This is a genomic window from Streptomyces sp. NPDC001108 (assembly GCF_053598535.1).
The window spans coordinates 306,167-332,032 of record NZ_JBSFKL010000005.1 but is presented as its reverse complement, the minus strand read 5'-3'; the positions used below and the strand labels follow the sequence as shown (position 1 = coordinate 332,032).

General features: G+C 73.1%; 18 protein-coding genes and 1 pseudogene. 2 read left to right on the top strand and 17 right to left on the bottom strand.

Translation table 11 applies throughout. From position 1 onward, the window contains the following. Positions 1–17 precede the first annotated feature (17 nt). The 9 genes from ACWC97_RS14955 to ACWC97_RS14915 all read right to left on the bottom strand — a co-directional run bounded on the left by ACWC97_RS14955 (position 18) and on the right by ACWC97_RS14915 (position 15,246). Positions 18–1,223, bottom strand: a complete 1,206-nt coding sequence (locus ACWC97_RS14955) for a DNA polymerase III subunit delta' (protein ID WP_352275600.1) — start codon at positions 1,221–1,223, stop codon at positions 18–20. Between the two features lie 249 nt (positions 1,224–1,472). Continuing rightward, on the bottom strand, positions 1,473–4,601 hold the full coding sequence (tmk, locus tag ACWC97_RS14950; RefSeq protein ID WP_450649551.1) for a dTMP kinase: 3,129 nt from the start codon (positions 4,599–4,601) through the stop codon (positions 1,473–1,475). A 169-nt stretch (positions 4,602–4,770) separates the two neighbouring features. Beyond that, positions 4,771–7,656 (bottom strand): type I DNA topoisomerase, encoded by a 2,886-nt coding sequence (gene topA / locus ACWC97_RS14945; protein ID WP_450649549.1) that lies wholly within the window; start codon positions 7,654–7,656, stop codon positions 4,771–4,773. A 423-nt stretch (positions 7,657–8,079) separates the two neighbouring features. Further along, entirely contained in the window at positions 8,080–8,277 is a 198-nt protein-coding gene (locus ACWC97_RS14940; RefSeq protein ID WP_352275605.1) for a hypothetical protein, read from the bottom strand. Positions 8,278–8,684: 407 nt separating this feature from the next. Next, on the bottom strand, positions 8,685–10,202 hold the full coding sequence (locus ACWC97_RS14935) for a DUF7059 domain-containing protein (protein ID WP_450649547.1): 1,518 nt from the start codon (positions 10,200–10,202) through the stop codon (positions 8,685–8,687). 105 nt (positions 10,203–10,307) lie between these two features. Next, on the bottom strand, positions 10,308–10,916 hold the full coding sequence (locus ACWC97_RS14930; RefSeq protein ID WP_385203553.1) for a small secreted protein: 609 nt from the start codon (positions 10,914–10,916) through the stop codon (positions 10,308–10,310). A 359-nt stretch (positions 10,917–11,275) separates the two neighbouring features. Then, positions 11,276–13,663, bottom strand: a complete 2,388-nt coding sequence (locus ACWC97_RS14925) for a sodium-translocating pyrophosphatase (protein WP_450649545.1) — start codon at positions 13,661–13,663, stop codon at positions 11,276–11,278. A 310-nt stretch (positions 13,664–13,973) separates the two neighbouring features. Beyond that, complete coding sequence (locus ACWC97_RS14920) at positions 13,974–14,447, bottom strand: ATP-binding protein (protein WP_352275609.1); 474 nt, start codon at positions 14,445–14,447, stop codon at positions 13,974–13,976. Positions 14,448–14,892: 445 nt separating this feature from the next. Further along, positions 14,893–15,246 (bottom strand): STAS domain-containing protein, encoded by a 354-nt coding sequence (locus tag ACWC97_RS14915; RefSeq protein WP_003967428.1) that lies wholly within the window; start codon positions 15,244–15,246, stop codon positions 14,893–14,895. A gap of 78 nt (positions 15,247–15,324) precedes the next feature. On the opposite strand from ACWC97_RS14915, the gene ACWC97_RS14910 reads away from it, so the two are divergent. Then, the gene (locus ACWC97_RS14910) at positions 15,325–18,033 is read left to right on the top strand and encodes a DEAD/DEAH box helicase (RefSeq protein WP_450649542.1); all 2,709 of its coding nucleotides are present in this window, start codon (positions 15,325–15,327) and stop codon (positions 18,031–18,033) included. 43 nt (positions 18,034–18,076) lie between these two features. Here the strand turns inward: ACWC97_RS14910 and ACWC97_RS14905 are convergent. The 7 genes and pseudogenes from ACWC97_RS14905 to ssd form a co-directional block, all read right to left on the bottom strand. After that, positions 18,077–18,445, bottom strand: a pseudogene (locus ACWC97_RS14905) (Rv3654c family TadE-like protein); the annotation flags it as partial. Next, positions 18,442–18,801, bottom strand: coding sequence for a TadE family type IV pilus minor pilin (locus ACWC97_RS14900; protein WP_352275612.1), 360 nt, complete (start codon positions 18,799–18,801; stop codon positions 18,442–18,444). The gene ACWC97_RS14900 and the pseudogene ACWC97_RS14905, both read right to left, overlap by 4 nt. Next, positions 18,788–18,988, bottom strand: coding sequence for a DUF4244 domain-containing protein (locus tag ACWC97_RS14895; RefSeq protein WP_385203541.1), 201 nt, complete (start codon positions 18,986–18,988; stop codon positions 18,788–18,790). The genes ACWC97_RS14900 and ACWC97_RS14895 overlap by 14 nt, the downstream gene beginning before the upstream one ends. An 84-nt stretch (positions 18,989–19,072) precedes the next feature. Further along, positions 19,073–19,876, bottom strand: a complete 804-nt coding sequence (locus ACWC97_RS14890) for a type II secretion system F family protein (protein WP_450649540.1) — start codon at positions 19,874–19,876, stop codon at positions 19,073–19,075. Continuing rightward, entirely contained in the window at positions 19,873–20,748 is an 876-nt protein-coding gene (locus ACWC97_RS14885; RefSeq protein ID WP_450649538.1) for a type II secretion system F family protein, read from the bottom strand. The genes ACWC97_RS14890 and ACWC97_RS14885 overlap by 4 nt, the downstream gene beginning before the upstream one ends. After that, on the bottom strand, positions 20,745–21,893 hold the full coding sequence (locus ACWC97_RS14880; protein WP_450649537.1) for a TadA family conjugal transfer-associated ATPase: 1,149 nt from the start codon (positions 21,891–21,893) through the stop codon (positions 20,745–20,747). Before ACWC97_RS14880 ends, ACWC97_RS14885 begins: the two co-directional genes overlap by 4 nt. Then, on the bottom strand, positions 21,890–22,957 hold the full coding sequence (gene ssd / locus ACWC97_RS14875; protein WP_450649535.1) for a septum site-determining protein Ssd: 1,068 nt from the start codon (positions 22,955–22,957) through the stop codon (positions 21,890–21,892). Before ssd ends, ACWC97_RS14880 begins: the two co-directional genes overlap by 4 nt. Positions 22,958–23,530: 573 nt before the next feature. Here ssd and ACWC97_RS14870 point away from each other — a divergent pair. Continuing rightward, positions 23,531–24,370 (top strand): HAD family hydrolase, encoded by an 840-nt coding sequence (locus ACWC97_RS14870; protein WP_352275617.1) that lies wholly within the window; start codon positions 23,531–23,533, stop codon positions 24,368–24,370. Between the two features lie 593 nt (positions 24,371–24,963). Here the strand turns inward: ACWC97_RS14870 and ACWC97_RS14865 are convergent. Then, on the bottom strand, positions 24,964–25,788 hold the full coding sequence (locus ACWC97_RS14865; RefSeq protein WP_352275619.1) for a Fic family protein: 825 nt from the start codon (positions 25,786–25,788) through the stop codon (positions 24,964–24,966). Positions 25,789–25,866 lie beyond the last annotated feature (78 nt).

Genomic DNA, 25,866 nt, shown 5'->3' with positions numbered 1-25,866 from the left:
TGGGACCGGACGCCGCGTCAGCCCGCGCGCAGGGCCATCGTCATCGCCTCGACCGCGAGGAGCGGTGCCACATTGCGGTCCAGGGCCCGGCGGCAGGCGATCACCGCCTCTATCCGGCGCAGGGTGCGCTCGGGCGTGGAGGCGCGGGCGATCCGGTCGAGGGCGTCCTCGGCGTCGGCGTTGGCGATGGCGGTCCGGGAGCCGAGCTGGATGGCCAGCACGTCGCGGTAGAAGCCGGTCAGGTCGGTGAGCGCGAGATCGAGGCTGTCGCGCTGGGTACGCGTCTTGCGGCGCTTCTGCCGGTCCTCCAGCTCCTTCATGACCCCGGCGGTGCCGCGCGGCAGCCGTCCCCCGGCGACGGCGCCGAGCGCGGCCTTCATCTCCTCCGTCTCCTTGACGTCGACCTCCTCGGAGACCTGCTTGGCGTCCTCGGTGGCGGTGTCGATCAGCTCCTGAGCGGCCTTGAGGCAGCCCCCGATGTCCTCCACCCGCAGCGGGAGCTTGAGCACGGCGGCGCGGCGCGCGCGGGCCCGCTCGTCGGTCGCGAGGCGACGGGCCCGCTCGATGTGGCCCTGCGTGGCCCGGGCGGCGAACGCGGCCCGCTCCGGCTCGACGCCGTCCCGTCTGACCAGGACGTCGGCGACCGCGTCGACCGGGGGCGTGCGCAGCGTGAGGTGGCGGCAGCGGGAGCGGATGGTGGGCAGCACGTCCTCCAGGGAGGGGGCGCAGAGCAGCCACACCGTCCGCGGCGCGGGCTCCTCGACGGCCTTCAGCAGGACGTTCCCCGCGCCCTCGGTGAGGCGGTCGGCGTCCTCCAGGACGATGACCTGCCAGCGGCCCACGGCCGGCGAGAGCTGGGCGCGGCGGACCAGGTCGCGGGTCTCCTTCACGCCGATGGAGAGCAGGTCGGTACGGACCACCTCCACGTCGGCGTGCGTACCGATGAGGCTGGTGTGGCAGCCGTCGCAGAATCCGCAGCCGGGGGCGCCGCCCAGGGCGCGGTCGGGGCTGGTGCACTGGAGGGCGGCGGCGAAGGCCCGGGCCGCGGTGTCCCGGCCGGAACCGGGCGGTCCGGTGAACAGCCAGGCGTGGGTCATCTTCGACGTGGGCGGCACCGGCTCCCCCGCCGCACCGGCGGTGACCAGCGCGTCGGCGTCCCGGGCGGCGGCGCCGAGCTGTTCCTCCACCTGGTCCTGGCCGACCAGGTCGTCCCAGACGGACATGGGGTCACCGCCCTTCCGGCGCTGTCGCGCTGTCGCGCTGTGCGGACGCGCTCTGCTGTCGCTTGCGTGCCGATGTGCGAGCCGACTGCGGCCGGCGCTCACGTCGGCCGCGTGCCGGTGGGTCCATCGGCGCTCGCCGGGCCGGATCTTCCGGTCCGGCTCCCATTGTGGGGGACGGGTCCGACAATCCAGGCCGGGCGAAGGACGGCCGCCGGGCGGAAACCCCCGCCGGGCGGCCGTCAGCGGCCGTCAGCGGCGCGGTCGGCGGCCCCGGCGGCCCTGCCCCTCGTCGTCCCCCGGACCGTCGTGGTGATCGCCCAGCAGCTCGTCCGCCAGCGACGGCAGGTCGTCCAGCGGGGTCTCCTCGGCCCAGTCGGGGCGCGGTCGGCGGCCCCGGCCGCCCCGGTCCTGGACCGGCTGGGCGTCGCCGACCTGCGGCAGCTCCCGGGTCCGCTCGTTCTCGCTCTCCGCCGCGGAGGCCCCCGGGCGCTCGTCGCGGAAGATGCCGCGCGGCACCCGGTCCGCCGGGTCGGTGTCCCGGGTCTCCGGAGCGTCCCGTACCTGCGGGAGGACCGTCGTCTCGTCCGACGCACCGGACCACCCGGAGCGGTCGTTCCCGTCCTGGACCTTCGGGAGCATCGCCGTCTCGGCCTCGTCGGCGCGCGCGCCCGGGCCCTCCGGCGCGGGCACCTGCTGCGTCACGTCGTTCGGGTCGATGATCGGCGTCGGGACGGTGATCTCGTTCTCCGGGACGGACGCGGCCGCGGCGGCCTCCGCACGGGCCCGCTCCGCCGCCTCGGCGGCCTCGGCCGCCGCCCGCCTGCGCGCCTCCTCGGCACGCAGCAGCGCCTCCTCGGCCTTCCGCTGCTTCTCCAGCCGCTGCGCCTCGGCCTCCTTGCGCAGCCGGGCGTCCTCCTCGGCCTTCCGGCGCAGCCGGGCCTGCTCGGCCTCGCGGGCCGCCTCCTCGGCCTCCCGTCGGACCCGCTCCTCCTCGGCGACCCGGCGGGCCTCCTCGGCGCGCTGCCGGGCCTCCTCCGCCTCGCGTTCGGCCTCGCGGCGGCGGGCCTCCGCCAGCTCGCGGGCCTTGCGCTCCTCCTCCTCGGCTCGGAGCTTGGCGAGCTGCGCCTGGCGCTCGCGCTCCAGCCGCTCCTCCTCGGCCTTGCGCGCCGCCTCTTCCTCGGCCTTGCGCCGGGCCTCCTCCTCGGCCGCCCTGCGCGCCTCCTCCTGGGCCTTGATCTCGGCCTCGGAGAGCGGCAGCAGCTGGTCGAGCCGGTGGCGTACGACGGTGGTGATCGCCTCGGGCTCCTGGCCCGCGTCCACGACCAGGTAGCGGTTCGGGTCGGCGGCGGCCAGCGTCAGGAAGGCGGACCGGACCCGGGCGTGGAACTCGGGCGGCTCGGACTCCAGCCGGTCGGGGGCCTCGGTGAACCGTTCCCTCGCCGTCTCCGGGTCGACGTCCAGCAGCACCGTCAGATGCGGAACGAGCCCGTCCGTCGCCCAGCGCGAGATCCGGGCGATCTCGGTCGGCGAGAAGTCGCGGCCCGCGCCCTGGTAGGCGACGGACGAGTCGATGTAGCGGTCGGAGATGACGATCGCGCCGCGCTCCAGCGCCGGGCGGACCACCGAGTCGATGTGCTCGGCGCGGTCGGCGGCGTAGAGCAGGGCCTCGGCCCGGTGGGAGAGCCCGGCCGACGAGACGTCCAGCAGGATCGAGCGGAGCCGCTTGCCGACCGGGGTGGCGCCCGGCTCGCGGGTGACGACGACCTCGTGGCCCTTGGCCCGGATCCAGTCGCCGAGCGCCTCGGCCTGGGTGGACTTGCCCGCCCCGTCGCCGCCCTCCAGCGCGATGAAGAAGCCGGTCGCGGCGGGGGCCACGGCCGGGTCGCCGCCGCGCACCGCCTCGCGCAGGTCGCGGCGGAGCGGGACGCCGGAGCGGTCGTCGGTCTTCGCCAGGACGAGCGCGGCGACCGGCAGCAGGAGCGCGCCGATCAGCATCAGCGCGTAGGCCGCGCCGCCGTGCTCGAAGACGAAGTCGCCGGAGCCCAGCCGGTGGGCGCCGATCGCGGCGGCCAGCAGCGGACCGGCCAGCGCGCCCAGTGCGATCAGGACCCGTACGACGGCCTGGAGGTGCTCGGTGGTCCGGGCCCGGCGGGACTCGTCGGTCTCCTGGTCGGCCAGGGCGTGCCCGGTGTGGGCGGCGACGCCGGCGGCGTAACCGGCGAGCACCGCGAGCAGCAGCACGGTCGCGGTGTCGGGCACCAGGCCCATCGCGAGCAGCGCGATCCCGGTGACGGCGGTGGCCAGGGCGAACAGCCGGCGCCGCGACAGCGTGGGCAGCACCTTCTCCGCGGTCCGCACGCCGACGCCGGTGGCCCCGGTCAGGGCGAGGATCAGCAGCGCGAAGGTGGCGGGGCCGCCGCCCAGGTCGGCGGCGTGCAGCACGGAGACGGCGGAGGCGGCGGCGATCGCCCCGGCGACCGCGGCCGACGCGCCGACCAGCAGCGGAACGGCCCCGGTACGGCCCCGGTCGGGCCCGCCCCCGGCCGACGACGGACGGCGCAGACCCTCCAGCGGGGAGCGCGGCCGCGGGGTCTGCGTACCGGGCAGTTCCAGGAAGTACAGGGTGGAGACCGACGCCGAGAAGAGCCCGGCGGCGACGTACGAACCGAGCGCCGCCTGGTGGATCGAGAACCACTCCAGGCCGGTGCCCAGCAGCTCGCCGACGAGCGTGGCGACCAGCAGGACGGTGGCCGCCAGGGGGATCGCGGCGAAGTCGGTGCGCAGGGAGAGCCGGCGCAGCGCGCCCAGCCGGTCGGGCAGCGGGCGCACGGCGGCGCCCTCGATGGGCGGGGCGGGCAGCAGCGCGGGGGCGGCGCTGTCCTTGGCGATCGTCCAGAGCCGTTCGGCCGCGCCGGTGACGAAGACGGTGACGAGGATCATCGTCAGCGCCTTGTCGGGCATCCAGTCGATCCACAGTGGCGCGACGACCAGCAGCGCGAGCCGCAGCCCGTCCGTCCCGATCATCAGCCACCGCCGGTCGACCGGCCCGCCGGGCGCGGTGAGCGTCGTCAGCGGACCGAGGAGTACGGCCCCGAAGACCAGGGTGGCGAGGATCCGGGCGCCGAACACCGCGGCGACGGCGAACGCCGCGCCCCGGTAGCCGGTTCCGAAGCTGCCCTCCAGGACCGCCGCCTGGAGCGCCATCAGCACCAGGACGAGAAGGGCGAGGGCGTCGCCGGTACCGCCGATGAGCTGTGCGCTCCACAACCGCCTCAGCGGGGGGATGCGCAACAGCGCTCGTACGGCACGCTCCCGTGAGTCTGCGGCAAGTGTGTCGGAGGTGGGGCTCACGACCGTTGGCTGCTCGGCTCGCGTCATCCGCCCAGCCTATCCGGAGCGGTGAGGTCCCCGGAGGCCCCGCCCGAACATACGCCCGCCGGGTGTGTCCGTTCCGCGTGCCCGCCCAGCGCCCGCACGGCTCCCGCGCAGCTCCCGCACGACGGAGGGGGCCGGGAAACCCCGGCCCCCTCCTGCGTCCGATCGCCGGTCAGTCCTCCACGGACGCCGAGGCCGTCGTCTTCTTCGCGGCGGTCTTCTTGGCCGTCGTGGCCGTCTTCTTGGCGGCCGTGGTCTTCTTCGCGGCCGCCGCCGTCGTCGTCTTCTTCGCCGTCGTCTTCTTCGCGGCCGCCGTGGTCTTCTTGGCGGTCGTCTTCTTGGCGGCGGTCTTCTTGGCCGGGGCCTTCTTCGCCGTCTTCTTCTTGGCGGGTCCCTTGGCGCGCTTCTCGGCGAGCAGCTCGAAGCCTCGCTCCGGCGTGATCTCCTCGACGCTGTCGCCGGTGCGCAGCGTCGCGTTGGTCTCGCCGTCGGTGACGTACGCGCCGAAGCGGCCGTCCTTGACCACGACCGGGGCACCGCTGACCGGGTCCGTCCCCAGCTCCTTCAGCGGCGGCTTGGCGGCGGCCCGGCCGCGCTGCTTGGGCTGGGCGTAGATCGCCAGCGCCTCTTCGAGGGTGATGTCGAAGAGCTGCTCCTCGGAGGTGAGCGACCGCGAGTCCGTTCCCTTCTTCAGGTACGGGCCGTAGCGGCCGTTCTGCGCGGTGATCTCGACGCCCTCGGCGTCCTCGCCGACGACGCGCGGCAGCGACATCAGCTTGAGCGCGTCGGCCAGCGTCACCGTGTCCAGGGACATGGACTTGAAGAGCGAGGCGGTCCGCGGCTTCACCGCGTTCTTGCCGGTCTTCGGCGTGCCCTCGGGCAGCACCTCGGTGACGTACGGGCCGTAGCGGCCGTCCTTCGCGATGATCTGGTTGCCGGTGACCGGGTCCGCGCCGAGCTCGAAGTCGCCGCTCGGCTTGGCCAGCAGCTCCTCCGCGTACTCCACGGACAGCTCGTCGGGCGCCAGGTCCTCCGGCACGTCCGCGCGCTGGTGGCCCTCGGCGTCCTTCTCGCCGCGCTCGATGTAGGGCCCGTAGCGGCCGACGCGCAGCTTGATGTCGTTGCCGACGGGGAACGAGGAGATCTCCCGGGCGTCGATCGCGCCGAGGTCGGTGACCAGTTCCTTCAGCCCGCCGAGGTGGTCGCCGTCGCCGTTGCCCGCGTCGGAGGCCGCGCCCGCGCCCGCCTGGTCGTCGCCCGCGCCGAAGTAGAAGCGCTTGAGCCACGGCACGGACTGGGCCTCGCCGCGCGCGATCCGGTCGAGGTCGTCCTCCATCTTCGCGGTGAAGTCGTAGTCGACGAGCCGGCCGAAGTGCTTCTCCAGCAGGTTCACCACGGCGAACGACAGGAACGACGGGACGAGCGCGGTGCCCTTCTTGAAGACGTAGCCGCGGTCCAGGATCGTGCCGATGATCGACGCGTACGTCGACGGGCGGCCGATCTCGCGCTCCTCCAGCTCCTTGACCAGCGAGGCCTCGGTGTAGCGGGCGGGCGGCTTGGTGGCGTGGCCGTCGGCCGAGATCTCCTCGGCGGACAGCGCGTCGCCCTCGGCGACCTGCGGCAGCCGGCGCTCGCGGTCGTCCAGCTCGGCGTTCGGGTCGTCGGCGCCCTCGACGTACGCCTTCATGAAGCCGTGGAAGGTGATCGTCTTGCCGGACGCGGAGAACTCGGCGTCCCGGCCGTCGCTCGCCCGGCCGCCGATCCTGACGGTGACCGAGTTGCCGACCGCGTCCTTCATCTGGGAGGCGACGGTCCGCTTCCAGATCAGCTCGTACAGCCGGAACTGGTCGCCGGTCAGACCGGTCTCGGCGGGGGTGCGGAAGCGGTCGCCGGAGGGGCGGATCGCCTCGTGCGCCTCCTGTGCGTTCTTGACCTTCCCGGCGTACGTGCGCGGCTTCTCCGGCAGGTAGCCGGCGCCGTAGAGCTGGGTGACCTGGGCGCGGGCGGCGGCCACCGCGGTGTCCGAGAGGGTCGTGGAGTCGGTACGCATATAGGTGATGAAGCCGTTCTCGTACAGCTTCTGCGCGACCTGCATGGTGGCCTTGGCCCCGAAGCCCAGCTTCCGGCTCGCCTCCTGCTGGAGGGTCGTCGTCCGGAACGGCGCGTACGGGGACCGGCGGTACGGCTTCGACTCGACGGACCGTACGGCGAACGAGGAGTCGGCGAGCGCGGCGGCCAGGGCGCGGGCGTTCGCCTCGTCCAGGTGCAGCACCTGGGCGGAGCCCTGCTTCAGCCGCCCGTCCGGGCCGAAGTCGCGGCCCTGCGCGACGCGGCGGCCGTCGACCGTGCTCAGCCGGGCGGTCAGCGTCGACGGGTCGGAGGCGTCACCGGTGCGGCCGGTGGCGAAGGTGCCGGTGAGGTCCCAGTACTCGGCGGAGCGGAAGGCGATGCGCTCGCGCTCCCGCTCGACGACGAGCCGGGTCGCCACGGACTGGACGCGGCCGGCCGACAGGCGCGGCATGACCTTCTTCCACAGGACTGGCGAGACCTCGTAGCCGTACAGCCGGTCGAGGATGCGGCGGGTCTCCTGGGCGTCGACCATGCGCTGGTTGAGCTCGCGCGGGTTGGCGACGGCGGCCCGGATCGCGTCCTTGGTGATCTCGTGGAAGACCATCCGGTGGACCGGGACCTTGGGCTTCAGGACTTCCTGGAGGTGCCACGCGATGGCCTCGCCCTCGCGGTCCTCATCGGTGGCGAGGAAGAGTTCGTCGGACTCGGCCAGCAGCTGCTTGAGCTTCCTGACCTGCGCCTTCTTGTCCGCGTTGACGACATAGACGGGCTGGAAGTCGTGCTCGACGTCGACGCCGAGCCGACGGACCTCGCCGGTGTACTCGTCCGGGACCTCGGCGGCCCCGTTCGGCAGGTCGCGGATGTGCCCGACGCTCGCTTCGACGACGTATCCGGGGCCGAGGTAGCCCTTGATCGTCTTCGCCTTGGCGGGCGACTCGACGATGACGAGTCGGCGGCCGCCCTGTGCGGTCTCGCTGGTCGGGGACAACTTCGCTCTTCTCTCCGGTCGACGCTCGGTGGGCATCCGGGCAGTGCTGGGGCGCTGCCGATGGTGCTGTCGCTGCGGAGTGTGACGGTACAACCCGCCCCCGTGTCAAACGGCAAAAGCCCGCAACGGCCACTCGAACGGTAACCCGACTTCCGGCATTCCTGCCGCCCGGACCGCCCGATACGCCCGGTGCGCGGTCGCTGCCTGCGGGTTTCCGGGGGTGGTCGCGACGGTACGGGCACGGACGGCGGACCGGGTGCGGTCCGGGCGTGTTCCCCGCCCCGCCTCCGCGGAGCGCGGCCGCCCGGGGCCCTGCCGCGCATCGCCCCGTTCCAAGTCCCGGCCCGGCCCCGGGAACGGCTCGGATCACGGCTGCGGGACCTCACGGCTGCGGATCACGGTCCGGGGCCGCCGGCTCCGGGCTCAGACCCGGGTGAAGCACCACACGCCGAGAACGAGAAGGAAGACGCCGAACACGGTGGCGAGAGCCGCCGAGGCGAGGGGACTCACGCCGTGCGCCACCGGCGCGCGGTGCAGTACGCGCGTCCCCGTCCACAGCAGCAGCGCGGCGCCGAACAGCGCGAACGCCGCTCCGGCGAGGACCGCGGGTCCGCTCTCCATACCCGTACGCCTCCCGGTGCCGGTCCGGCCGGGGCGGGGGCCCGTCCCGGTCAGGAGGAGGCTGCCACCCCCGGGCGTCGTCGATGCGAACCCCGGGTGAATGGCCGGATCCGCCCGCCTCGCCCCGGCTTCTTCCCCGCCCCTTCTCCGTCCCGGTACCGGCTCTGTTCCAGCACCGGTGACAGCCCTCATCCGGAATCCGCGGGCGCCGGGACTCATCCGCGACGGCGCACCCGAAAGCCCTGGTGGCGACGGACCCTCCCGCGCACGACGGCGTACGCCCGGACGGGAACGGAGCGCTCCGGCCGTACGCACCGGCGCACACCCGGACGGAGCCCCGCGGTCCTCGGGACGCGGTGCACACCCGGGCCGGGCCCCGCGACTCCCCGGCGCTACCGGAGCGCGCGTCAGCCCTCCACTGCGGGAACCGGCTCCAGGAACCCCTCCTCGACCAGCAGCCGGATCGCCTGCGGCGTCCGGTCGCGCAGCAGCACCGGGTCCTCGTTCATCAGCTGGGCGATCGCGTCCAGGATGCGGCCCGCGGGCAGCGTCCCGTCACAGACCCCGGCGAACCCGGCACCGACCGCGTCGACCTTCGTCGCGCGTCGCATGCCGCGGTTCTGACGGAGCACCACATGCTCCGGGTCCTCCGCGCCGGGCAGCCCGACCTGCTCCTGCACCACCTCGGCGGCCAGGGTGAAATGCCCGGTCAGGAGCGCCGCGTCGTCCTGCTCGCGGAGGTAGTCCTGACGGGCGAAGTGCGCCTCGACGGCCGGCCCGAGCGGCTGCTCCACCGCGTGCGGCCACTCCTCGATCACGACGGACGGACGGCCGGCGGCGGCCGCGGCGGACTTGCGCAGCGTGATCCAGCCGAAGCCGACGCCCTTGGTCCTGCGGGCCTCGAACTCGTCCAGCCAGGCGTCGTACCGCGCGGCGTACTCCGCGGGGTCCGTGCGGTGGTCGCCGCTGTCGCGCAGCCACAGCTCCGCGTACTGGGTGATGTCCTGGACCTCGCGCTGCACGATCCAGGCATCGCAGCCGTGCGGCACCCAGGAGCCCAGCCGGTGCTGCCACTCCTCGCCCTCGACGTGCTGCCAGTTGGCGAGGAAGTGGGCGTACCCCCCTTCGTTCAGCCGCTCGCCCGTCTGCTGCACCAGCGTCCGGCACAGGTCGTCCCCGCCCATCCCGCCGTCGCGGTAGGTGAGGCGGGCACCGGGCGAGATGACGAACGGCGGGTTGGAGACGATCAGGTCGTACGTCGCGGAGCCGACCGGCTCGTACAGCGAGCCCTGGCGGAGCTCGGCCGGGGCGGCGCCGGACAGGGCGAGGGTCAGCCGGGTGAAGTCGAGCGCCCGCGGGTTGAGGTCGGTGGCCGTGACCCGGGTGGCGTGCTGCGCGGCGTGCAGCGCCTGGATGCCGGAGCCGGTACCGATGTCGAGCGCGGAGGCGACGGGCCTGCGGACGGTGATCCCGGCGAGCGTGGTGGACGCCCCGCCGACGCCCAGGACCACGCCCTCCTCGTGCGAACCGATGCCGCCCGCGCCACCGACCGCGCAGCCCAGGTCGGAGACGATGTACCAGTCCTGCCCCTCGGGGCCGCCGTACGGCCGCACGTCGACCGTGGCCCGCACCTCGTCGCCCTCGTGGACCACCCAGCCGTCCTCGGCGCACTCCGCCAGCGGGAGCGCGGCGCGGGCCCGCTCGAACGGCACGGACCGCTGGAGCAGGAAGAGCCGCACCAGCGTGTCGAGCGGGGAGCCGCCCCGGGTGGCCCGGAGCGCCGGGACCGTCTCGCTGCGGGCGAGCGCGGCGTAGGCGGGCGCGCCGAGCAGGTCGAGGAGCCCGTCGGCGGTGAAGGCGGCGGCGAGCAGTGCTTCGCGGAGCCGGGGCGAACGGTCGGGCACGGGGAGGCTGGTCGTACTCACCCACCCATTGTGTCCGCTCCCACCGACAACGGCAGCGGCCCCGTGCCCGGACCACTCGCGCGGCCCGCCCGGCCGTCCCTCACACAGGGCGTCGCCGGCGCCGCGTCACGCCTTCTTGCTGGGCGCGGCGGGCTCGGACGGCTTGGTGTTCTCCGCCGGAGCCGAGGGCTTCGGCTTCTGGCAGCCCTTCTGCTTGGCCATCGCGGCGCCGACGTCGCCGGACTGGAGCTTCTTCAACGACTCGTCACCACTGCTGCTGATCTTGGTCAGTTCCTCGGCGATGCCCTTGAGCCCGTCGGCGAACGCCGCCTGGTCCTTCGTGTCCAGCGCGTCGACCTTCTTCTGCAGGTTCGCGTACGCCACGGAGGAGGCGTCGAGTTCCTTGACGGCCTCCTTGTGCGTGGTCTCGCCGTCCTCGACCGGCGGCGGACCGGCGGCGTCGACCGCCGCGCCCAGCGCCTTGTACGCCTGCGAGATCTGCTGGAAGGCGGCCGAGTCCGTCTTCTGGACGTCGGCGGGCTTGCTGTTGTCCGCGGTCTGCTGCTGGATGGCGGCGTTGGCGTTCGCGATCTTCTGGAGCTGCGGCTGGACCTTGTCGCAGACCTTCTTGGACCAGTCGTTCACCTTGGCGCTGTTGTCGTCGCCGCCGCACCCCGACAGCGTCAGTACCAGTACCGCGCCGCAGGACAGCGCGGCCGCAAGCTTCTTGTTCACCGGATCGGTCCCTTCCAAGACTCTCGGCCCCGGAACTTACACGGCGAGCACCCGCTACCCGGATGCCAGCTGTCCGATGGGTGACCTTTTGCAGCCATTTGCACCAAGGAGATCGAAGGAGATACAACTCACCCGCCCAGCGCTCGGAGCCCAGGAACGCATGCGCGCATCACCACCCGAACGGTTGATACCGCATCGCCGCCTTCTTCAGCGGACGCCCCATCAGCACCGCAGCCCGACAGGCATGTTGGCCGGAGCCCGGAGCCCGAACACCGGGCGCCGGGCCCAGGCGCAGGACACCGGTCGCCCGACCTCGACGACCGGCGCCCGGCCACCCGTCCCGGGTCACACGTCCCGGGTCACACGTCCTCGGCGCCCACCGCGACCCCGCGCCGCTTGGACACGTACACCGCGCCGACGATGACCGCGACGGCGACCGCCGCCGCCACCGCGCGCACTCCGGCGCTCGCGTGCTGCCCGTAGCTGAACTGCACCACCGCCGGGGCGATGAGCAGGGCGACCAGGTTCATCACCTTGAGCAGCGGGTTGATCGCCGGGCCCGCCGTGTCCTTGAACGGGTCGCCCACCGTGTCGCCGATGACGGTCGCGGCATGGGCCTCGCTGCCCTTTCCGCCGTGATGGCCGTCCTCGACGAGCTTCTTCGCGTTGTCCCACGCGCCGCCGGAGTTGGCGAGGAAGACCGCCATCAGCGTGCCGGCCCCGATGGCACCCGCGAGGTAGGACCCCAGCGCCCCCACCCCGAGCGTGAAGCCGACGGCGATCGGCGCCATGACGGCCAGCAGCCCGGGGGTGGCGAGCTCGCGCAGGGCGTCCTTGGTGCAAATGTCGACCACGCGCCCGTACTCCGGCTTCTCCGAGTAGTCCATGATCCCGGGATGCTCGCGGAACTGCCGCCGCACCTCGTACACCACGGCCCCCGCCGACCGCGACACCGCGCTGATCGCGAGCCCGGAGAAGAGGAAGACGACCGCCGCCCCGAGGATCAGGCCCACCAGGTTGTTGGGCTGCGAGATGTCCAGGCTGAGCGTCAGCTCCCCGGCCCGTGCCCCGACGTCGTCGACCGCGGTGGCGATCGCGTCGCGGTACGAGCCGAAGAGCGCCGACGCCGCCAGCACGGCGGTGGCGATGGCGATGCCCTTGGTGATGGCCTTGGTGGTGTTGCCGACGGCGTCCAGATCGGTCAGGACCTGCGCACCGGCCCCCGTCACGTCGCCGGACATCTCGGCGATGCCCTGCGCGTTGTCCGAGACCGGGCCGAAGGTGTCCATGGCCACGATGACACCGACGGTGGTGAGCAGCCCGGTCCCCGCCAGGGCCACGGCGAAGAGCGCCAGCATGATCGACGTGCCGCCGAGCAGGAACGCCCCGTACACGCCCAGGCCGATCAGCAGCGCCGTGTAGACGGCGGACTCCAGCCCGATGGAGACACCGGCGAGGACGACGGTGGCCGGGCCGGTCAGTGAGGACTTCCCGATGTCCCGGACCGGGCGCCGGTCCGTCTCGGTGAAGTAGCCGGTCAGCTGCTGGATCAGGGCGGCCAGCACGATGCCGATGGCGACGGCGACCAGGGCGAAGATCCGCGGATCGCCGCCGTGCGACGTGATGGCACGGTCGGTGACACCGTCCAGCTCCGCGTACGAGGACGGCAGATAGGAGAACGCGGCCACGGCCACCAGCGCCAGCGAGACCACCGCGGAGACGAAGAAACCGCGGTTGATCGCGGTCATCCCGCTGCGGTCGGCACGCCGGGGGACGACCGCGAAGATCCCGATCATCGCCGTGATCACCCCGATCGCCGGAACGATCAGCGGGAAGGCCAGCCCGAAGTCCCCGAACGCGGCCTTGCCGAGGATGAGCGCGGCGACGAGCGTCACGGCGTACGACTCGAAGAGGTCGGCCGCCATCCCCGCGCAGTCGCCGACGTTGTCGCCCACGTTGTCCGCGATGGTGGCCGCGTTGCGCGGGTCGTCCTCCGGGATGCCCTGCTCGACCTTGCCGACGAGGTCGGCCCCGACGTCCGCCGCCTTGGTGAAGATGCCACCGCCGACCCTCATGAACATGGCGATCAGTGCGGCGCCGAGGCCGAAGCCCTCCAGCACCTTCGGGGCGTCGGCGGCGTAGACGAGCACGACGCAGGACGCACCGAGCAGACCGAGCCCGACAGTGATCATGCCGACCACACCACCGGTACGAAATGCGATCTTCATTGCCCGGTGCGCGACGGTGGTGAGGTCCTTTTCCGGCTCACCCTCCCCGGGAGTCGCCTCACGCGCAGCAGCCGCCACACGGACATTACTGCGTACGGCGAGCCTCATTCCGATGTATCCGGTGGCCGCCGAGAAAGCAGCACCCACCAGGAAGAACAACGAACGGCCCGCCCGCTGCGACCAGTTGTCGGCCGGAAGCAGCAGAAGCAGGAAGAAAACCACCACGGCAAAGAGACCGACCGTACGCAGTTGCCGGGCCAGATAGGCGTTCGCGCCCTCCTGGACGGCCGCGGCGATCGACTTCATGCGCTCGGTCCCCTCGCCGGCCGCCAGCACCTGCCGTACCAGCAGTCCGGCGACCACCAGGGCGACGAGGGCGACGACCGCGACACCGACCACGATGGCCCGGTTGCCGTCGGTGAGAACCACGGCCGCCGCGGAAGCGGACCGGCCGGGGGGTGCTGAGAATGCGGATTCTTGCGTCAGTACGGCCAGTGGGGTGTTGAAGAACTCCGCCATACGTCCTCCTTGAAGCTCAGCGCTCAAGACGTGGACGAATTGTAGGGAGCGGGAGCCGATCAAAACAGCGTGCGGGTAAATGTCATTACCCGCGGCCGACCGGCCGATAAATGATCGCCTCTCGGTATCGACCCGAATGCAGTAATGGGGCAGGCACGTTCTCCGCTGATCATTGGTCACGGAAAAAGGAAAGAGGCCCTGCTCAGCAGGGCCTCGAAAATCGAGCGGCGACACCGGGACCGTGCCGGACCGCGCGAAGTTACGGCGGCGGCCTGGGGTTATGCCGGCCCGGGGTTACGGCAGCAGACGGTTACGGCAACACCGGCGCGGGCGCCTTGGGCCAGCTCATACGGATCACTCCGCCGTTGGCCCCCGACAACACCTCCATGTCGTCGACGAGGCCGCTGATGACCGCGAGCCCCATCTCGTCCTCGCCGTCCGCCCCGCTCTCGCGATCCGGCTGGTCGAGCCCCGCCGGGCCTTCCGTGGCACCGCGCGCGCCGCCATCGGATTCGACGGAATCCGCCCCCGGCCCCGGCACCTCGTCGCCGACCTCGACGGAGAAGGACTTCTCCCCCTCGATCAGGGCGACGGAGACGGGTGTGGTGATGCCATGGGTGCGGTGCAGTCCGACCGCACGGCTGCATGCCTCGCCGACGGCGAGCCTGACCTCGTCGAGCACGGCCTCGTCGACCCCGGCCCGGCGCGCCATGGCGGCCGCCACGAGGCGGGCCGTCCTGACATGTTCGGGTTGGGCACTGAAGCGGAGTTCAACGGTGGCCATGCGATCCCCCTCAGACGTACGGGCGTGCATCCGGGCCCCGGGCGCACGGCCCGGCGTCCCTGTTCTTCTTCCGCGTTCCATCTTCCGGCACCGGCGGTGCCCCGGTCGCGTCGTCGCCCACCGGTCGGGGCGGGCCGTCGACCCACCGCCGGACCCGGCCGACGGCCGCCACGGCGGCGGGCGCCCCGGACAGCGGCCGAGAAGCGGTCTCACCGGACGACATCCGCCGAGCACCTGAACGGCGGACCGCTGAACGGCGGACGGCGGGCAGCGCACGGCAGCCGGTGGCCGACAGTCGGCGACCGACGGGTCGACAGCGGGCGGACCGGCGAGGGCCGCCCGGGCAGCATCTGCCCGGTCATCGGCGAACGCCTCACCGGCCGACTGGCCGACGTTCCTCCGAACGCCTCGCCCTCCGGCCGGTGGCCCGGCTACGGACCGACGATCAGTCGGTGGCCGCCACGGCCTCGTCGACCGTGGTGTGGATCGGGAACACCTTGGTCAGACCGGTGATCCGGAAGATCTTGAGAATGCGCTCCTGGTTGCAGACCAGACGCAGCGAGCCCTCATGGGCCCGGACACGCTTCAGGCCACCCACGAGCACGCCGAGGCCGGTGGAGTCGAGGAAGTCGACGCCTTCCATGTCGACAACCAGGTGGTAGCTGCCGTCATTCACCAACTCCACCAACTGCTCGCGCAGCTTGGGCGCGGTATACACATCAATCTCGCCACCGACCTCGACGACCGTACGGTCGCCACCAGGGCCGGACACATTGCGAGTCGACAAGGACAGGTCCACGGATCCTCCAGCACCTTGCTATCGAGCGGTCGCCCCTCGGTCTCCCCGGCGGAGCCGGGGGACGGATCGCCAGCCGCGATGGCATTCAATCACTTACCAGCAGCCATGCACGACGCCTTGGGACCATTGTCCGTCACGCCAGTGACACACTCGGTGCCGATGGCCAAGAATCACCGCCCCGGTCGACCACCCGGGAACAGCGACCCCAGCCCTTCTCCCGCCATGGTCCTCGACCGGCTCGCCGCCGTGGCGGGCCGATCCGCGCGCATCACTCATACGGAGCACTTGCCCCCGCGTACGGGAACCCATGCCATATGGCCCGATCGCATCCGGCCGGAAGTCGTCGCCGCGATCCAGCGGGCCGGAATCGAACACCCGTGGGTCCACCAGGCGGCCGCCGCCGAGCACGCGCTGGACGGCGAATCCGTCGTAATCGCCACCGGCACGGCCTCCGGCAAGTCACTCGCCTATCTCGCCCCGGTCCTCAGCACCCTGCTCGACGGCTCCGAGGCCCCGAACGGCCGCGGCACGACCGCCCTGTACCTGGCCCCCACCAAGGCCCTGGCCGCCGATCAGCGGCGGGGGGTGAAACAGCTCGCCGCCCCCCTCGGCAACGCCGTCCGGCCCGCGGTCTACGACGGCGACACCCCGGTGGAGGAACGCGAGTGGGTCCGGCAGTACGCCAACTACGTCCTGACCAATCCCGACATGCTGCACCGCGGGATACTCCCCGCCCATCCCCGCTGGTCCTCCTTCCTGCGCGCGCTGCGCTTCGTCGTGATCGACGAGTGCCACACCTACCGCGGCGTCTTCGGCTCCCACGTCGCCCAGGTGATACGCCGACTCCGCCGCCTGTGCGCCCGCTACGGCGCCGATCCCGTCTTCCTCCTCGCCTCCGCCACCGCGGCCGAGCCCTCCGTGGCGGCGGGCCGCCTCACCGGTCTGCCGGTCCAGGAGGTGGCCGACGACTCCTCGCCCCGCGGCGAGATGGTCTTCGCCCTGTGGGAGCCGCCCCTGACCGAACTGAACGGCGAGCAGGGCGCCCCCGTCCGGCGCACCGCCACCGCCGAGACCGCGGACCTCCTCACCGACCTCACCGTCCAGGGCGTCCGTTCGGTCGCCTTCGTACGCTCCCGGCGCGGCGCCGAGCTGATCTCCGTCATCGCGAAGGAACGTCTCGCCGAGGTGGACCGCTCCCTGCCGGACCGGGTCGCCGCCTACCGGGGCGGCTACCTCCCCGAGGAGCGCCGGGCCCTGGAGCGCGCCCTGCACTCCGGGCAGCTGCTCGGGCTGGCCGCCACCACCGCCCTCGAACTCGGCATCGACGTCTCCGGCCTGGACGCCGTCGTCATCGCGGGCTACCCCGGCACCAGGGCGTCGCTGTGGCAGCAGGCGGGACGCGCGGGGCGCTCCGGCAGGGGCGCGCTGGCCGTCCTGGTGGCCCGTGACGACCCGCTGGACACCTTCCTCGTCCACCACCCCGAGGCGCTGTTCCAGCAGCCCGTGGAGTCCACCGTCCTCGATCCCGACAATCCGTACGTCCTCGCCCCCCATCTGTGCGCCGCCGCGTCGGAGCTCCCGCTCACCGGGCCCGACCTGGAACTCTTCGGCCCGGCCGCCTCCGGGCTGCTGCCGCAGCTGGAGGCCGCGAAGCTACTGCGGAAACGGGCGTCGGGCTGGCACTGGACCCGCCGCGAGCGTGCCGCCGACCTCACCGACATCCGTGGCGGGGGCGGCCGCCCCGTCCAGATCGTCGAGGAGGGCACCGGCCGGCTGCTGGGCACCGTCGACGAATCGGACGCGCACGCCTCCGTCCACGAGGGCGCCGTCCACCTCCACCAGGGCCGCACCTACCTGGTCCGGAAGCTCGACCTGGAGGACGCGGTGGCCCTGGTGGAGGAGGCCGCCCCGCCGTACTCGACCACGGCGCGCGACACCACCTCCATCGCGGTCCTGGAGACCGACGCCGAGATCCCGTGGGGTGACGGGCGGCTCTGCTACGGCTCCGTGGAGGTCACCAGCCAGGTCGTCTCCTTCCTGCGGCGCAGACTGCTCACCGGAGAGGTCCTCGGCGAGACCAAGCTGGACCTGCCGCCCCGCACCCTGCGCACCCGGGCCGTCTGGTGGACGGTCACCGAGGACCAGCTCGACGCCGCCCGGATCAACCCGGAGATCCTCGGCGGCGCCCTGCACGCCGCCGAGCACGCCTCGATCGGCATGCTGCCGCTCTTCGCCACCTGCGACCGGTGGGACATCGGCGGCGTCTCCGTACCGCTGCACCCCGACACCCTGCTGCCCACGGTCTTCGTGTACGACGGCCACCCGGGCGGTGCCGGGTTCGCCGAGCGGGCCTTCCACACCGCCCGTGCCTGGCTGACCGCGACCCGTCAGGCGATCGCCTCCTGCGAGTGCGAGGCGGGCTGCCCGTCCTGCGTCCAGTCCCCCAAATGCGGCAACGGCAACGAACCGCTGCACAAACGCGGCGCCGTACGCCTGCTCACCGAGCTCCTGCGGTCCGCTCCCCCGGACCCCGCGAACCCGGAAGCGGTCCGGCCCGCGCCGGCGGCCCCGGAGCACCGGGACGAGCCGACGGAGGGCCGCCTGGGCCGTCAGGCCCATCTGGCCGAGGAACGCGAGGAACAGCCGACAGAGAGCCGTCGGGCCCCGGAACGCCAGGACCAGCCGACAGAGGACCGGCGGACCCAGGAACGCCAGGTCCAGCCGCCGGAGGGCCGACGGACCCAGGAACGCCAGGTCCAGCCGCCGGAGGGCCGGCCCGGGACCTGACCTCCGGCCCGTACCGGCCGAAGGCGACCCGGGCCGTCACATCGGCGATCTCCCCGCTCACCGAACACCGGACCACCGTCGCTCCCTGCGCCGCGGCCACCCGCCCGGCGGCCGCGCACGCCTCCTCGGGGCCGAGCAGCGCACGGTCGGCCGCGGCCAGGGCCGCCAGGTCCGCCGCACCGCCCGCCCGGTGCCGGACGACCACCACCTGCCCGAGGGCCAGCACCACCGCGAACACCGCGCACAGCGTGGCCGCCGTCATCGCCACCCACACCGTGGCCAGGCCCCGGTCCCCGCGCGACCGGGCCGAAACCGCCGTACGGAGCCGGGCCACGGCCGCGGTGGCCGCCCGTACGGAGACGGCCGCCCGCCCCCGTACGCTCTGTTCGCTCCGTCCACCCGTCGGAGTCATGGCGCCGCCCCCACCGTGTCCTCGGCCAGTGCGACCGCCTCCGCGTGCAGCGTCAGGGCCAGCGGGCCCGGACCGGGGGTGGACGCCGCCACGCGCACCCGCCACAGCTCCCCGGTCCGCTCCAGCGCGACGTCCGCCCCTCCGGGGGCCGCCGAGCGGGCCGCCTCCAGCACCTGCGGCTCCGGCTCGGACCGGGCCGCCGCCCTCGCCCCGGCCCGTGCCGCGTCCACGCACCGGATCTGGGCGGAGGCGGCCACCAGCGCCCAGACCAGCGTCATCGCGAACACCACCAGCACCGGAATCGCCATGGCCGCCTCCGCCGTCACCGCACCCCGGTCGTTCTCAGAACTTCGCATCGAGCGCTTCCTTCACCAGCGACTGCAACGCGGTCATGACCGGCTGGCTGGTGACCACCTTGTAGAGAACCGCCGCGAAGGCACAGGCCGCGATGGTTCCCACCGCGTATTCGGATGTCGTCATTCCGTCGTCCGACCGGCCCCGGCGCGCCATGCCCCGTACCCAGTTCCTGATTCGCCGCATCATTACAAACCCCCGTGAAATTCTTGATTCATCCAGAAATTGATTGCACACGCACTTTTCAGATGTTTTGTACGCGGCTGACTTGCGTCACCCCGTACGCAGCAGCCCGTTCGCCAGGCCGAACACCACCGGCGCCACACCGACCAGCAGGAACGCGGGGAGGAAGCAGAGCCCCACCGGGGCGGTGACCGCCACGGCCGCCCGCTGCGCCCGTGCCACGGCCGCGCTCGTCCGTTCCGCCCGCATCGCCTCGGCCAGCCGCGCCACCGGCTCCGCCGCCGGTGCCCCCGTCGACCCCGCACGGTCCAGACAGCGGGCCAGCGGGCCGGCCCCCGGTATCTCCCCGAACCTCCCCCAGGCCGCCGAAGGGTCACCGCCCAGACGGATCTCCGCAGCCACCCGCGCCAGCCGGTCCCCGACCGATCCGCCCAGTGACTCCCCCACCGCCTCCGCCGCCTCCCGGGGGCCGGCCCCGGCGGAGAGGCAGGCGGCCAGCAGATCGGCCGCCAGCGGGAGCTGACGCCTCACCTCCGCCGTATCCGCCGCCCGGGCCGCGTGCCCTTGCCGACCCCGTTGCCACCGGCGGGCCCCGTACGCCCCGGCCAGCCCCGCCAGGCACCCCAGCAGGCCGCCGACCAGGACCCAGCCCACCGCCACGACCCCCAGCGGCACGGCCCACTCCTTCACCCGGGCGCCGGGCACGGCGCACCACGGCGCCGGCCCGCCCCGGGGCCTCCCTCGCCCCTCGACCGCCATCAGCGCCGCGCCCCGACGACGTACCGCCCGCCGACGGGCCGTCCCGGCCAGGACGAGCCCCACCGCCACGAGCGCGCTCGACACCGCGCACACCGCCACCAGCTGCCGGACCACCTCGCCGGCCCCCGCGCTCATGCCGCCTCCCCCGCCCGTACGATCCCGGCGGCCCAACGGAGCCCGGCCGCCTCCAGCAGGCCGCCCGTCGCCAGGCAGGCCAGACCGGCCGGGGTGTGCAGCAGCACCCGCAACGGGTCGGCCCCGAGCGCCGCCCCGAGCCCGAGCCCCAGCACCGGGAGCAGTGCCAGTACGGCCACCGTCGACCAGGCCCCCGCCAGTTGGGCCCGCAACTCGGCCCGGCCACGCGCCTCCGCCCGCAACGCGCCTTCCAGGCGGTCCATCCCCGCCGCGAGCCCGGCCCCGCGGTCCGCCGCCACGCGCCAGCAGGCCGCCACCCCGGCGAGCCCCTCCAGCCCCGGCTCGCGCGCCGCCTGCCGGAGCGCCGCCGGAACATCGCCGCCGAACCGGGCCGCGGCGGACACAGCGGCCTCCTCCGCGCCCAGGGCTCCGGTGTCGCGGACGGCCACGAGCAACGCCCGCCCCGGTTCGTGCCCGGCCCGCAGCTCACCCACGACCGCACCGCACAGCGCCACCACCCCGGCGGCGCGGCGTTCCCTCTCCCGCCCCCGGGCCCGCCGTCGCAGCCACCTCCGTACCACCGGCACCGCCACCACACCGGCCGGCAACGGCAGCACCGACCGCCCCAGCACCGCGACGACCGCCGCCGCCACGAGGCAGAGCAGCTCCCACCGCCCCGACAACCGCTGCCGTACCCGCGCCCCGGCCCTTTTCCACCCCACCGACCGGGCACCACCCGGGGCGACGAGCAAGGCATCGGCCCGCCACCGCCCGTGGTCCCGCGCCACCACCAGCCAGGCCGCCGCCCCGGCGCACAGGGCCACCGCGCAGCTCACCCCCACCGACAGCCCCGTGGACGCTCCCCCGCTCACCAGGCACCCCCGACCAGGGACCGCAGTCGCTCCCAGCCCCGTTCCCGCACGAACCCGTCGGCACCCCAGCGCAGCGCGGGCACGGTCACCACCAGCCCGGACGCATCCCGCTCCAGGACCTGCACCTCGGCGATCCGCCGCTGACCGGACCGGTCCCGCGCAAGGTGCACCACCACCGACAGCGCCGCCGCCAGCTGGCTGTGGAGCGCCGCCCGGTCCAGCCCGGCCGCCGTGCCCAACGCCTCCAGACGGGCCGGTACATGCTCGGCGGCATTGGCGTGCACAGTGCCGCAACCGCCCTCGTGGCCCGTGTTCAGCGCGGCCAGGAGATCGGTGACCTCGGCGCCCCGCACCTCCCCGACCACCAGCCGGTCGGGCCGCATCCGCAACGCCTGCCGCACCAGGTCCCGGAGCGTCACCCGGCCCGCCCCCTCCTGGTTCGCGGGGCGGGACTCCAGCCGCACCACATGCGGATGGTCCGGCCGCAGCTCCGCCGAGTCCTCGGCGAGCACGATCCGCTCGCGCTCCCCGACCGCCCCCAGCAGACTCGACAGCAGCGTCGTCTTGCCCGCTCCCGTGCCCCCGCTGATCAGGTACGAGACCCGGGCCTCGACCAGGGCCCGCAGCATCCGGTCGCCACCCGGCGGGACCGTCCCCGCCGCCACCAGCTCCGCCAGCGAGAAGGCCCTGGGCCGTACGACCCGCAGCGACAGGCACGTCGAGCCCACGGACACCGGCGGCAGTACCGCGTGCATACGGGTGCCGTCCGGCAGCCGCGCGTCCACCCAGGGACGGGCGTCGTCCAGCCGCCGCCCCGCCACGGCGGCCAGCCGCTGCGCCAGCCTGCGCACCGCGGCGGCGTCCGTGAAGGTCACCCCGGTGAGCTCGATCCCGCCGCCCCGATCCACCCACACCCGGTCCGGAGCGGACACCAGCACGTCCGTCACCGCCGGATCGGCGAGCAGCGGCTCCAACACCCCCGTACCGACCAGCTCACCGCGCAACTCATCGGCCGCACCGAGCACTTCCGTATCGCCGAGCAGCCTCCCCTGGGCGCGCAGCGCGGCCGCCACCCCGGCCGGCGTCGGCGCCGTGCCGCTCTGCGCGAGCCGCTGCCGTACGGCGTCGAGCAGTGTCTCCGTCATGACACACCGCCCTTGGCGCTTCCCGCCGAGCGCTCCTCCACGAGGACCTGCTCCCAGAACGCCGTACAGAACCTGGCCATCGAACCGCGCGCGCTGCCACCCGGCGGCGCGCCTTCGTCCTGGGCCGTCGACAGCCCGCTGTCGAGCGGAAGTTCACCGGCCAGGGGCAGCTCCAGCGCCTGCGCCACCCAGGGGGCGTCGAGGCCCGCCGCGTACGGCCCGCGGCACACCACTCGCAGGTCGTCGAGGGCAGCCCCGGCCATCGACGCGATCCGCTTCGCCGCGGCGACGGCGCGGAGTTCGCCCGGCACCACCAGCAGTCCGAGGTCCAGCTGGGCGAGCGCCTCGGCCACCGATTCGTCGAACCGGCGCGGCAGGTCGACCACCACCACTCCACCGAGTCGGCGGGCAGCGGCCAGCACGGCCCGCATGGCCTGCGGCGGAATGGCCACCCAGTCGTCGCGTCCCCAGCTGAGCACCCGCAGCCCATGCAGTTCGGGCAGTGACTCCTCCAGCGCGCCCCCGCCGACCCGACCTCGGGAATGGGCAAAGTCGGGCCAGCGCTTCCCCTCAGCCCGTTCGCCGCCGAGCAGTACGTCGATGCCACCGCCGAGCGGATCGCCGTCGATCAGCATGGTCCGCTGGCCGGACCCGGCCGCGGTCACCGCGAGGGCGCAGGCCAGCGTGGACGCGCCCGCGCCGCCCCGGCCGCCGATCACCCCCACGGTGAGCGCAGGCCGGCCCACTCCCTCCGCCGCGTTGGCCAGCTGGTCGACGAGCCAGCTCTCCGATTCGGGCAGCCGCAGCACGTACTCGGCCCCGATCTCCACGGCCCGTCGCCAGATCTCCGGCACATCCTGCCCTCGGCCGACGATCATCACGCCCCGCCTGCGCACCGCGCCCCGGCATCGCTGGGCGGCGTCGTCGCCCACGAGAACCATCGGGGCCCGCTCCCAGCCGTCCCCGTCCCCGTCCTCGGGCGGTGACGGGCGCACCTCCGGCTCCGCCCCGGCCGCGGCGCACAGCCGCAGCAGGTCGTCGAGCAGTTCCACGTCCTCGGTCACGATCAGCGGTCCGCCTCGCCGCGCTCCGGCGGCCTGCGAATGATCCCCCGCACGGGTCCCAGCCACGAATCCCCCACCTCTTCCCACTGAAACTGCACCTGCGTCGTGGCCCGCGGCGTCCCGGAGTGTCCCGGGACGGGCGATTCCACGAACCGCGGACTTCGCGGCTGGGAATCACCGTGCAGCGATGCGGAAAATCGTGTGGATCTTGCTTGAGAACTGTGGATAACTCCGCCGTTGTGAATAACTCCGTCGCCCATATCGGCGATCTCCACAGCGCAGCACTTCCGTTACGCACAGTCACGATGCAGGGTGATGGAGGGCGGCTCGACCGACGACTCGCCACGGTCGGAATGGGGGCGGAATGCGTGATCCTGAACGGAAGAAACACGTCCGGACATGCGACGACCCCCGCCGGGGGGGAGAGCGGGGGTCGTCCCCACGGCCGACTCGGGGGGGGAGGAGCCGGACCGGGTTAGCACGGTCGCGAACGATCCGTGACTTCCATGGTGTACCCGAGGGCCTTCTCAAGCAAACCCACGCGCCGGGGTTTACGCCGAATGGTGTCCCCCTATGCTCTGCCTTGTGGAAAACCGCTTCTTGCCGCGCACAGCAGCCTTCTTCGACCTGGACAAGACGGTCATTGCGAAGTCTTCGACGCTGACCTTCAGCAAGTCCTTCTACCAAGGCGGTCTGATCAACCGCCGCGCAGTACTGCGCACTGCGTACGCACAGTTCGTGTTCCTTGCCGGGGGTGCAGATCACGACCAGATGGAGCGGATGCGGGAATATCTCTCCGCGCTCTGCAAGGGCTGGAACGTCCAGCAAGTGAAGGAAATCGTTGCCGAAACCCTCCATGATCTGATCGACCCGATCATCTACGACGAAGCCGCGACGCTCATCGAGGAACACCACACCGCCGGGCGCGACGTGGTGATCGTGTCGACCTCCGGCGCCGAGGTCGTCGAGCCGATCGGTGAGCTGCTCGGCGCGGACCGGGTCGTCGCGACCCGCATGGTCGTCGGGGACGACGGCTGTTTCACCGGTGAGGTCGAGTACTACGCGTACGGGCCCACCAAGGCCGAGGCGATCAGGTCCCTCGCGGTGTCGGAGGGGTACGACCTCTCGCGTTGCTACGCCTACAGCGATTCGGCCACGGACGTACCGATGCTGGAGTCGGTGGGCCATCCGCACGCGGTCAATCCGGACCGCGCGCTGCGACGCGAGGCGACCCTGCGCGAGTGGCCGGTCCTCGTCTTCAACCGGCCGGTCCGGCTCAAGCAGCGGCTGCCCACGTTCTCCCTGCCGCCGCGCCCGGCGCTGGTCGCGGCGGCCGCGGTGGGAGCAGCGGCCGTCACCGCGGGGCTCGTCTGGTACACCTCCCGCAGGCGCGCCGCAGTGGGCCCCGCCTGATACGGCCCGCTGTTCCGCCGTCCGGCAGGCACGGGCGGCGGAACAGTGGGCGTCGAAATTATCCAACTCACCCGTAATTGAACCCAAAAGTAAAGAAGTGGGGCCTCCACTACCGCTCACCCCGGCTCTGGAGTACAAATGACTCAACGGCCCGCGAGACCAAGGACATCCGAGAGGATTACCTTTAACGCAGAGACGGCCCCACGGACCGAGCATGAAAACCGAGCACCCACGCGACGTCGACCCGTCGATTACGGGCCAGCCGCACCAGGGAACGGGCAAAGAATCCCGACCTGATGGGCACATTTCGAGGACGCATGGTAACTGGGCGGACATGCCAGCGGCGGTACCGAGGACGGTGCCGCCGCAACCCTTTTGCCGATAGCAAAGCACCGCCGAGACCCTGAGCCGATGCGGCGCACCAGGGGCTCATGCCGACACCGCACGGATATTTTCCCGAAACACCCCGGTGAAGTTACTTAGGTGGATTCTTCTCCTCGCGCCCGTCGGCCGACGCACCCGCCGACCGGCACAGCTCCCGGTCACCCCACCCGCCGGTCGCCCCTCCCTCCGGCCGACGAACCGCCGCGCCGTCAGGCGGCGCCGCGCTGCAATGCCTCGCACACGGCTGTCGACTCCCTGACGCCCAGTTCCACCGAGCGGCCGCAGTGGGCGATCCAGGCCGCCATCCCGTCCGGCGTCCCGGAGAGGTAGCCCGCGAACGCGGCGGTGTAGGCCGCCCGCCCCTGCTCGGCGTGCCCCACCTCGGCGGGGCAGATCGACTTGGGATCGAGCCCGCTCCCGACCAGCACGATCCGCTCGGCGGTCCGCGCGACAAGACCGTTGTACGAACCGAACGGGCGCAGGGCCAGCAGCTCACCGTGCACGACCGCCGCCACCACCAGGGCGGGCGCCGACGTGCCCGAGAGCACCAGCCCGGAAAGCCCCTCGAGCCGCCCGGCCACCTCGTCGGCCGACGGCAGCGCCGCCTCGATCAACGGTTCGTCCACCGACTCACCGGCCAGCCGCGGCCGGCCGACCGCGTCGTCGGGAGTCGCTCCACCGGCGGCGACCAGGTGCAGCCGCGCGAGGACCCGCAACGGCGACTGCCGCCAGATGGAGAGCAGTTGGCCCGCTTCGGCCGTCAGCCGCAGCGCCGCGCCGACCACCCGCGCCTCGCCGTCACCGCCGAAATCGGTGCGCCGCCGCACTTCCTCCAGACTCCAGTCGGCACCCGAGAGCGCCGCCGAACCGCGGGCTCCGCGCAGCGCGGCCTCCGCGGTGACCTCGTTGCTGCGGCGCCGCATGACGCGGTGACCGTAGACCCGGTCGACGGCCTTGCGTACGGAGTCCACCGCGTCGGCGACACCCGGCAGGGCGCCGAGGGCGGCGAGCGGATCAGAGGCAGTCGTACTCATAAGTAGGGAGGCTACGCGCACCCCGCACCGATACCGCCCGGGAGTGGCCTTCTTCACGAAGCTCGACAGCGCAACGCG

Coding starts and splice junctions, on each gene's coding strand:
- ACWC97_RS14955 (WP_352275600.1), bottom strand. CDS start 1,223: ATGTCCGTCTGGGACGACCTGGTCGGCCAGGACCAGGTGGAGGAACAG.
- tmk (WP_450649551.1), bottom strand. CDS start 4,601: ATGACGCGAGCCGAGCAGCCAACGGTCGTGAGCCCCACCTCCGACACA.
- ACWC97_RS14940 (WP_352275605.1), bottom strand. CDS start 8,277: ATGGAGAGCGGACCCGCGGTCCTCGCCGGAGCGGCGTTCGCGCTGTTC.
- ACWC97_RS14925 (WP_450649545.1), bottom strand. CDS start 13,663: ATGGCGGAGTTCTTCAACACCCCACTGGCCGTACTGACGCAAGAATCC.
- ACWC97_RS14920 (WP_352275609.1), bottom strand. CDS start 14,447: ATGGCCACCGTTGAACTCCGCTTCAGTGCCCAACCCGAACATGTCAGG.
- ACWC97_RS14910 (WP_450649542.1), top strand. CDS start 15,325: ATGGCATTCAATCACTTACCAGCAGCCATGCACGACGCCTTGGGACCA.
- ACWC97_RS14900 (WP_352275612.1), bottom strand. CDS start 18,801: ATGCGAAGTTCTGAGAACGACCGGGGTGCGGTGACGGCGGAGGCGGCC.
- ACWC97_RS14895 (WP_385203541.1), bottom strand. CDS start 18,988: ATGATGCGGCGAATCAGGAACTGGGTACGGGGCATGGCGCGCCGGGGC.
- ACWC97_RS14890 (WP_450649540.1), bottom strand. CDS start 19,876: ATGAGCGCGGGGGCCGGCGAGGTGGTCCGGCAGCTGGTGGCGGTGTGC.
- ACWC97_RS14880 (WP_450649537.1), bottom strand. CDS start 21,893: ATGACGGAGACACTGCTCGACGCCGTACGGCAGCGGCTCGCGCAGAGC.
- ACWC97_RS14870 (WP_352275617.1), top strand. CDS start 23,531: ATGCTCTGCCTTGTGGAAAACCGCTTCTTGCCGCGCACAGCAGCCTTC.
- ACWC97_RS14865 (WP_352275619.1), bottom strand. CDS start 25,788: ATGAGTACGACTGCCTCTGATCCGCTCGCCGCCCTCGGCGCCCTGCCG.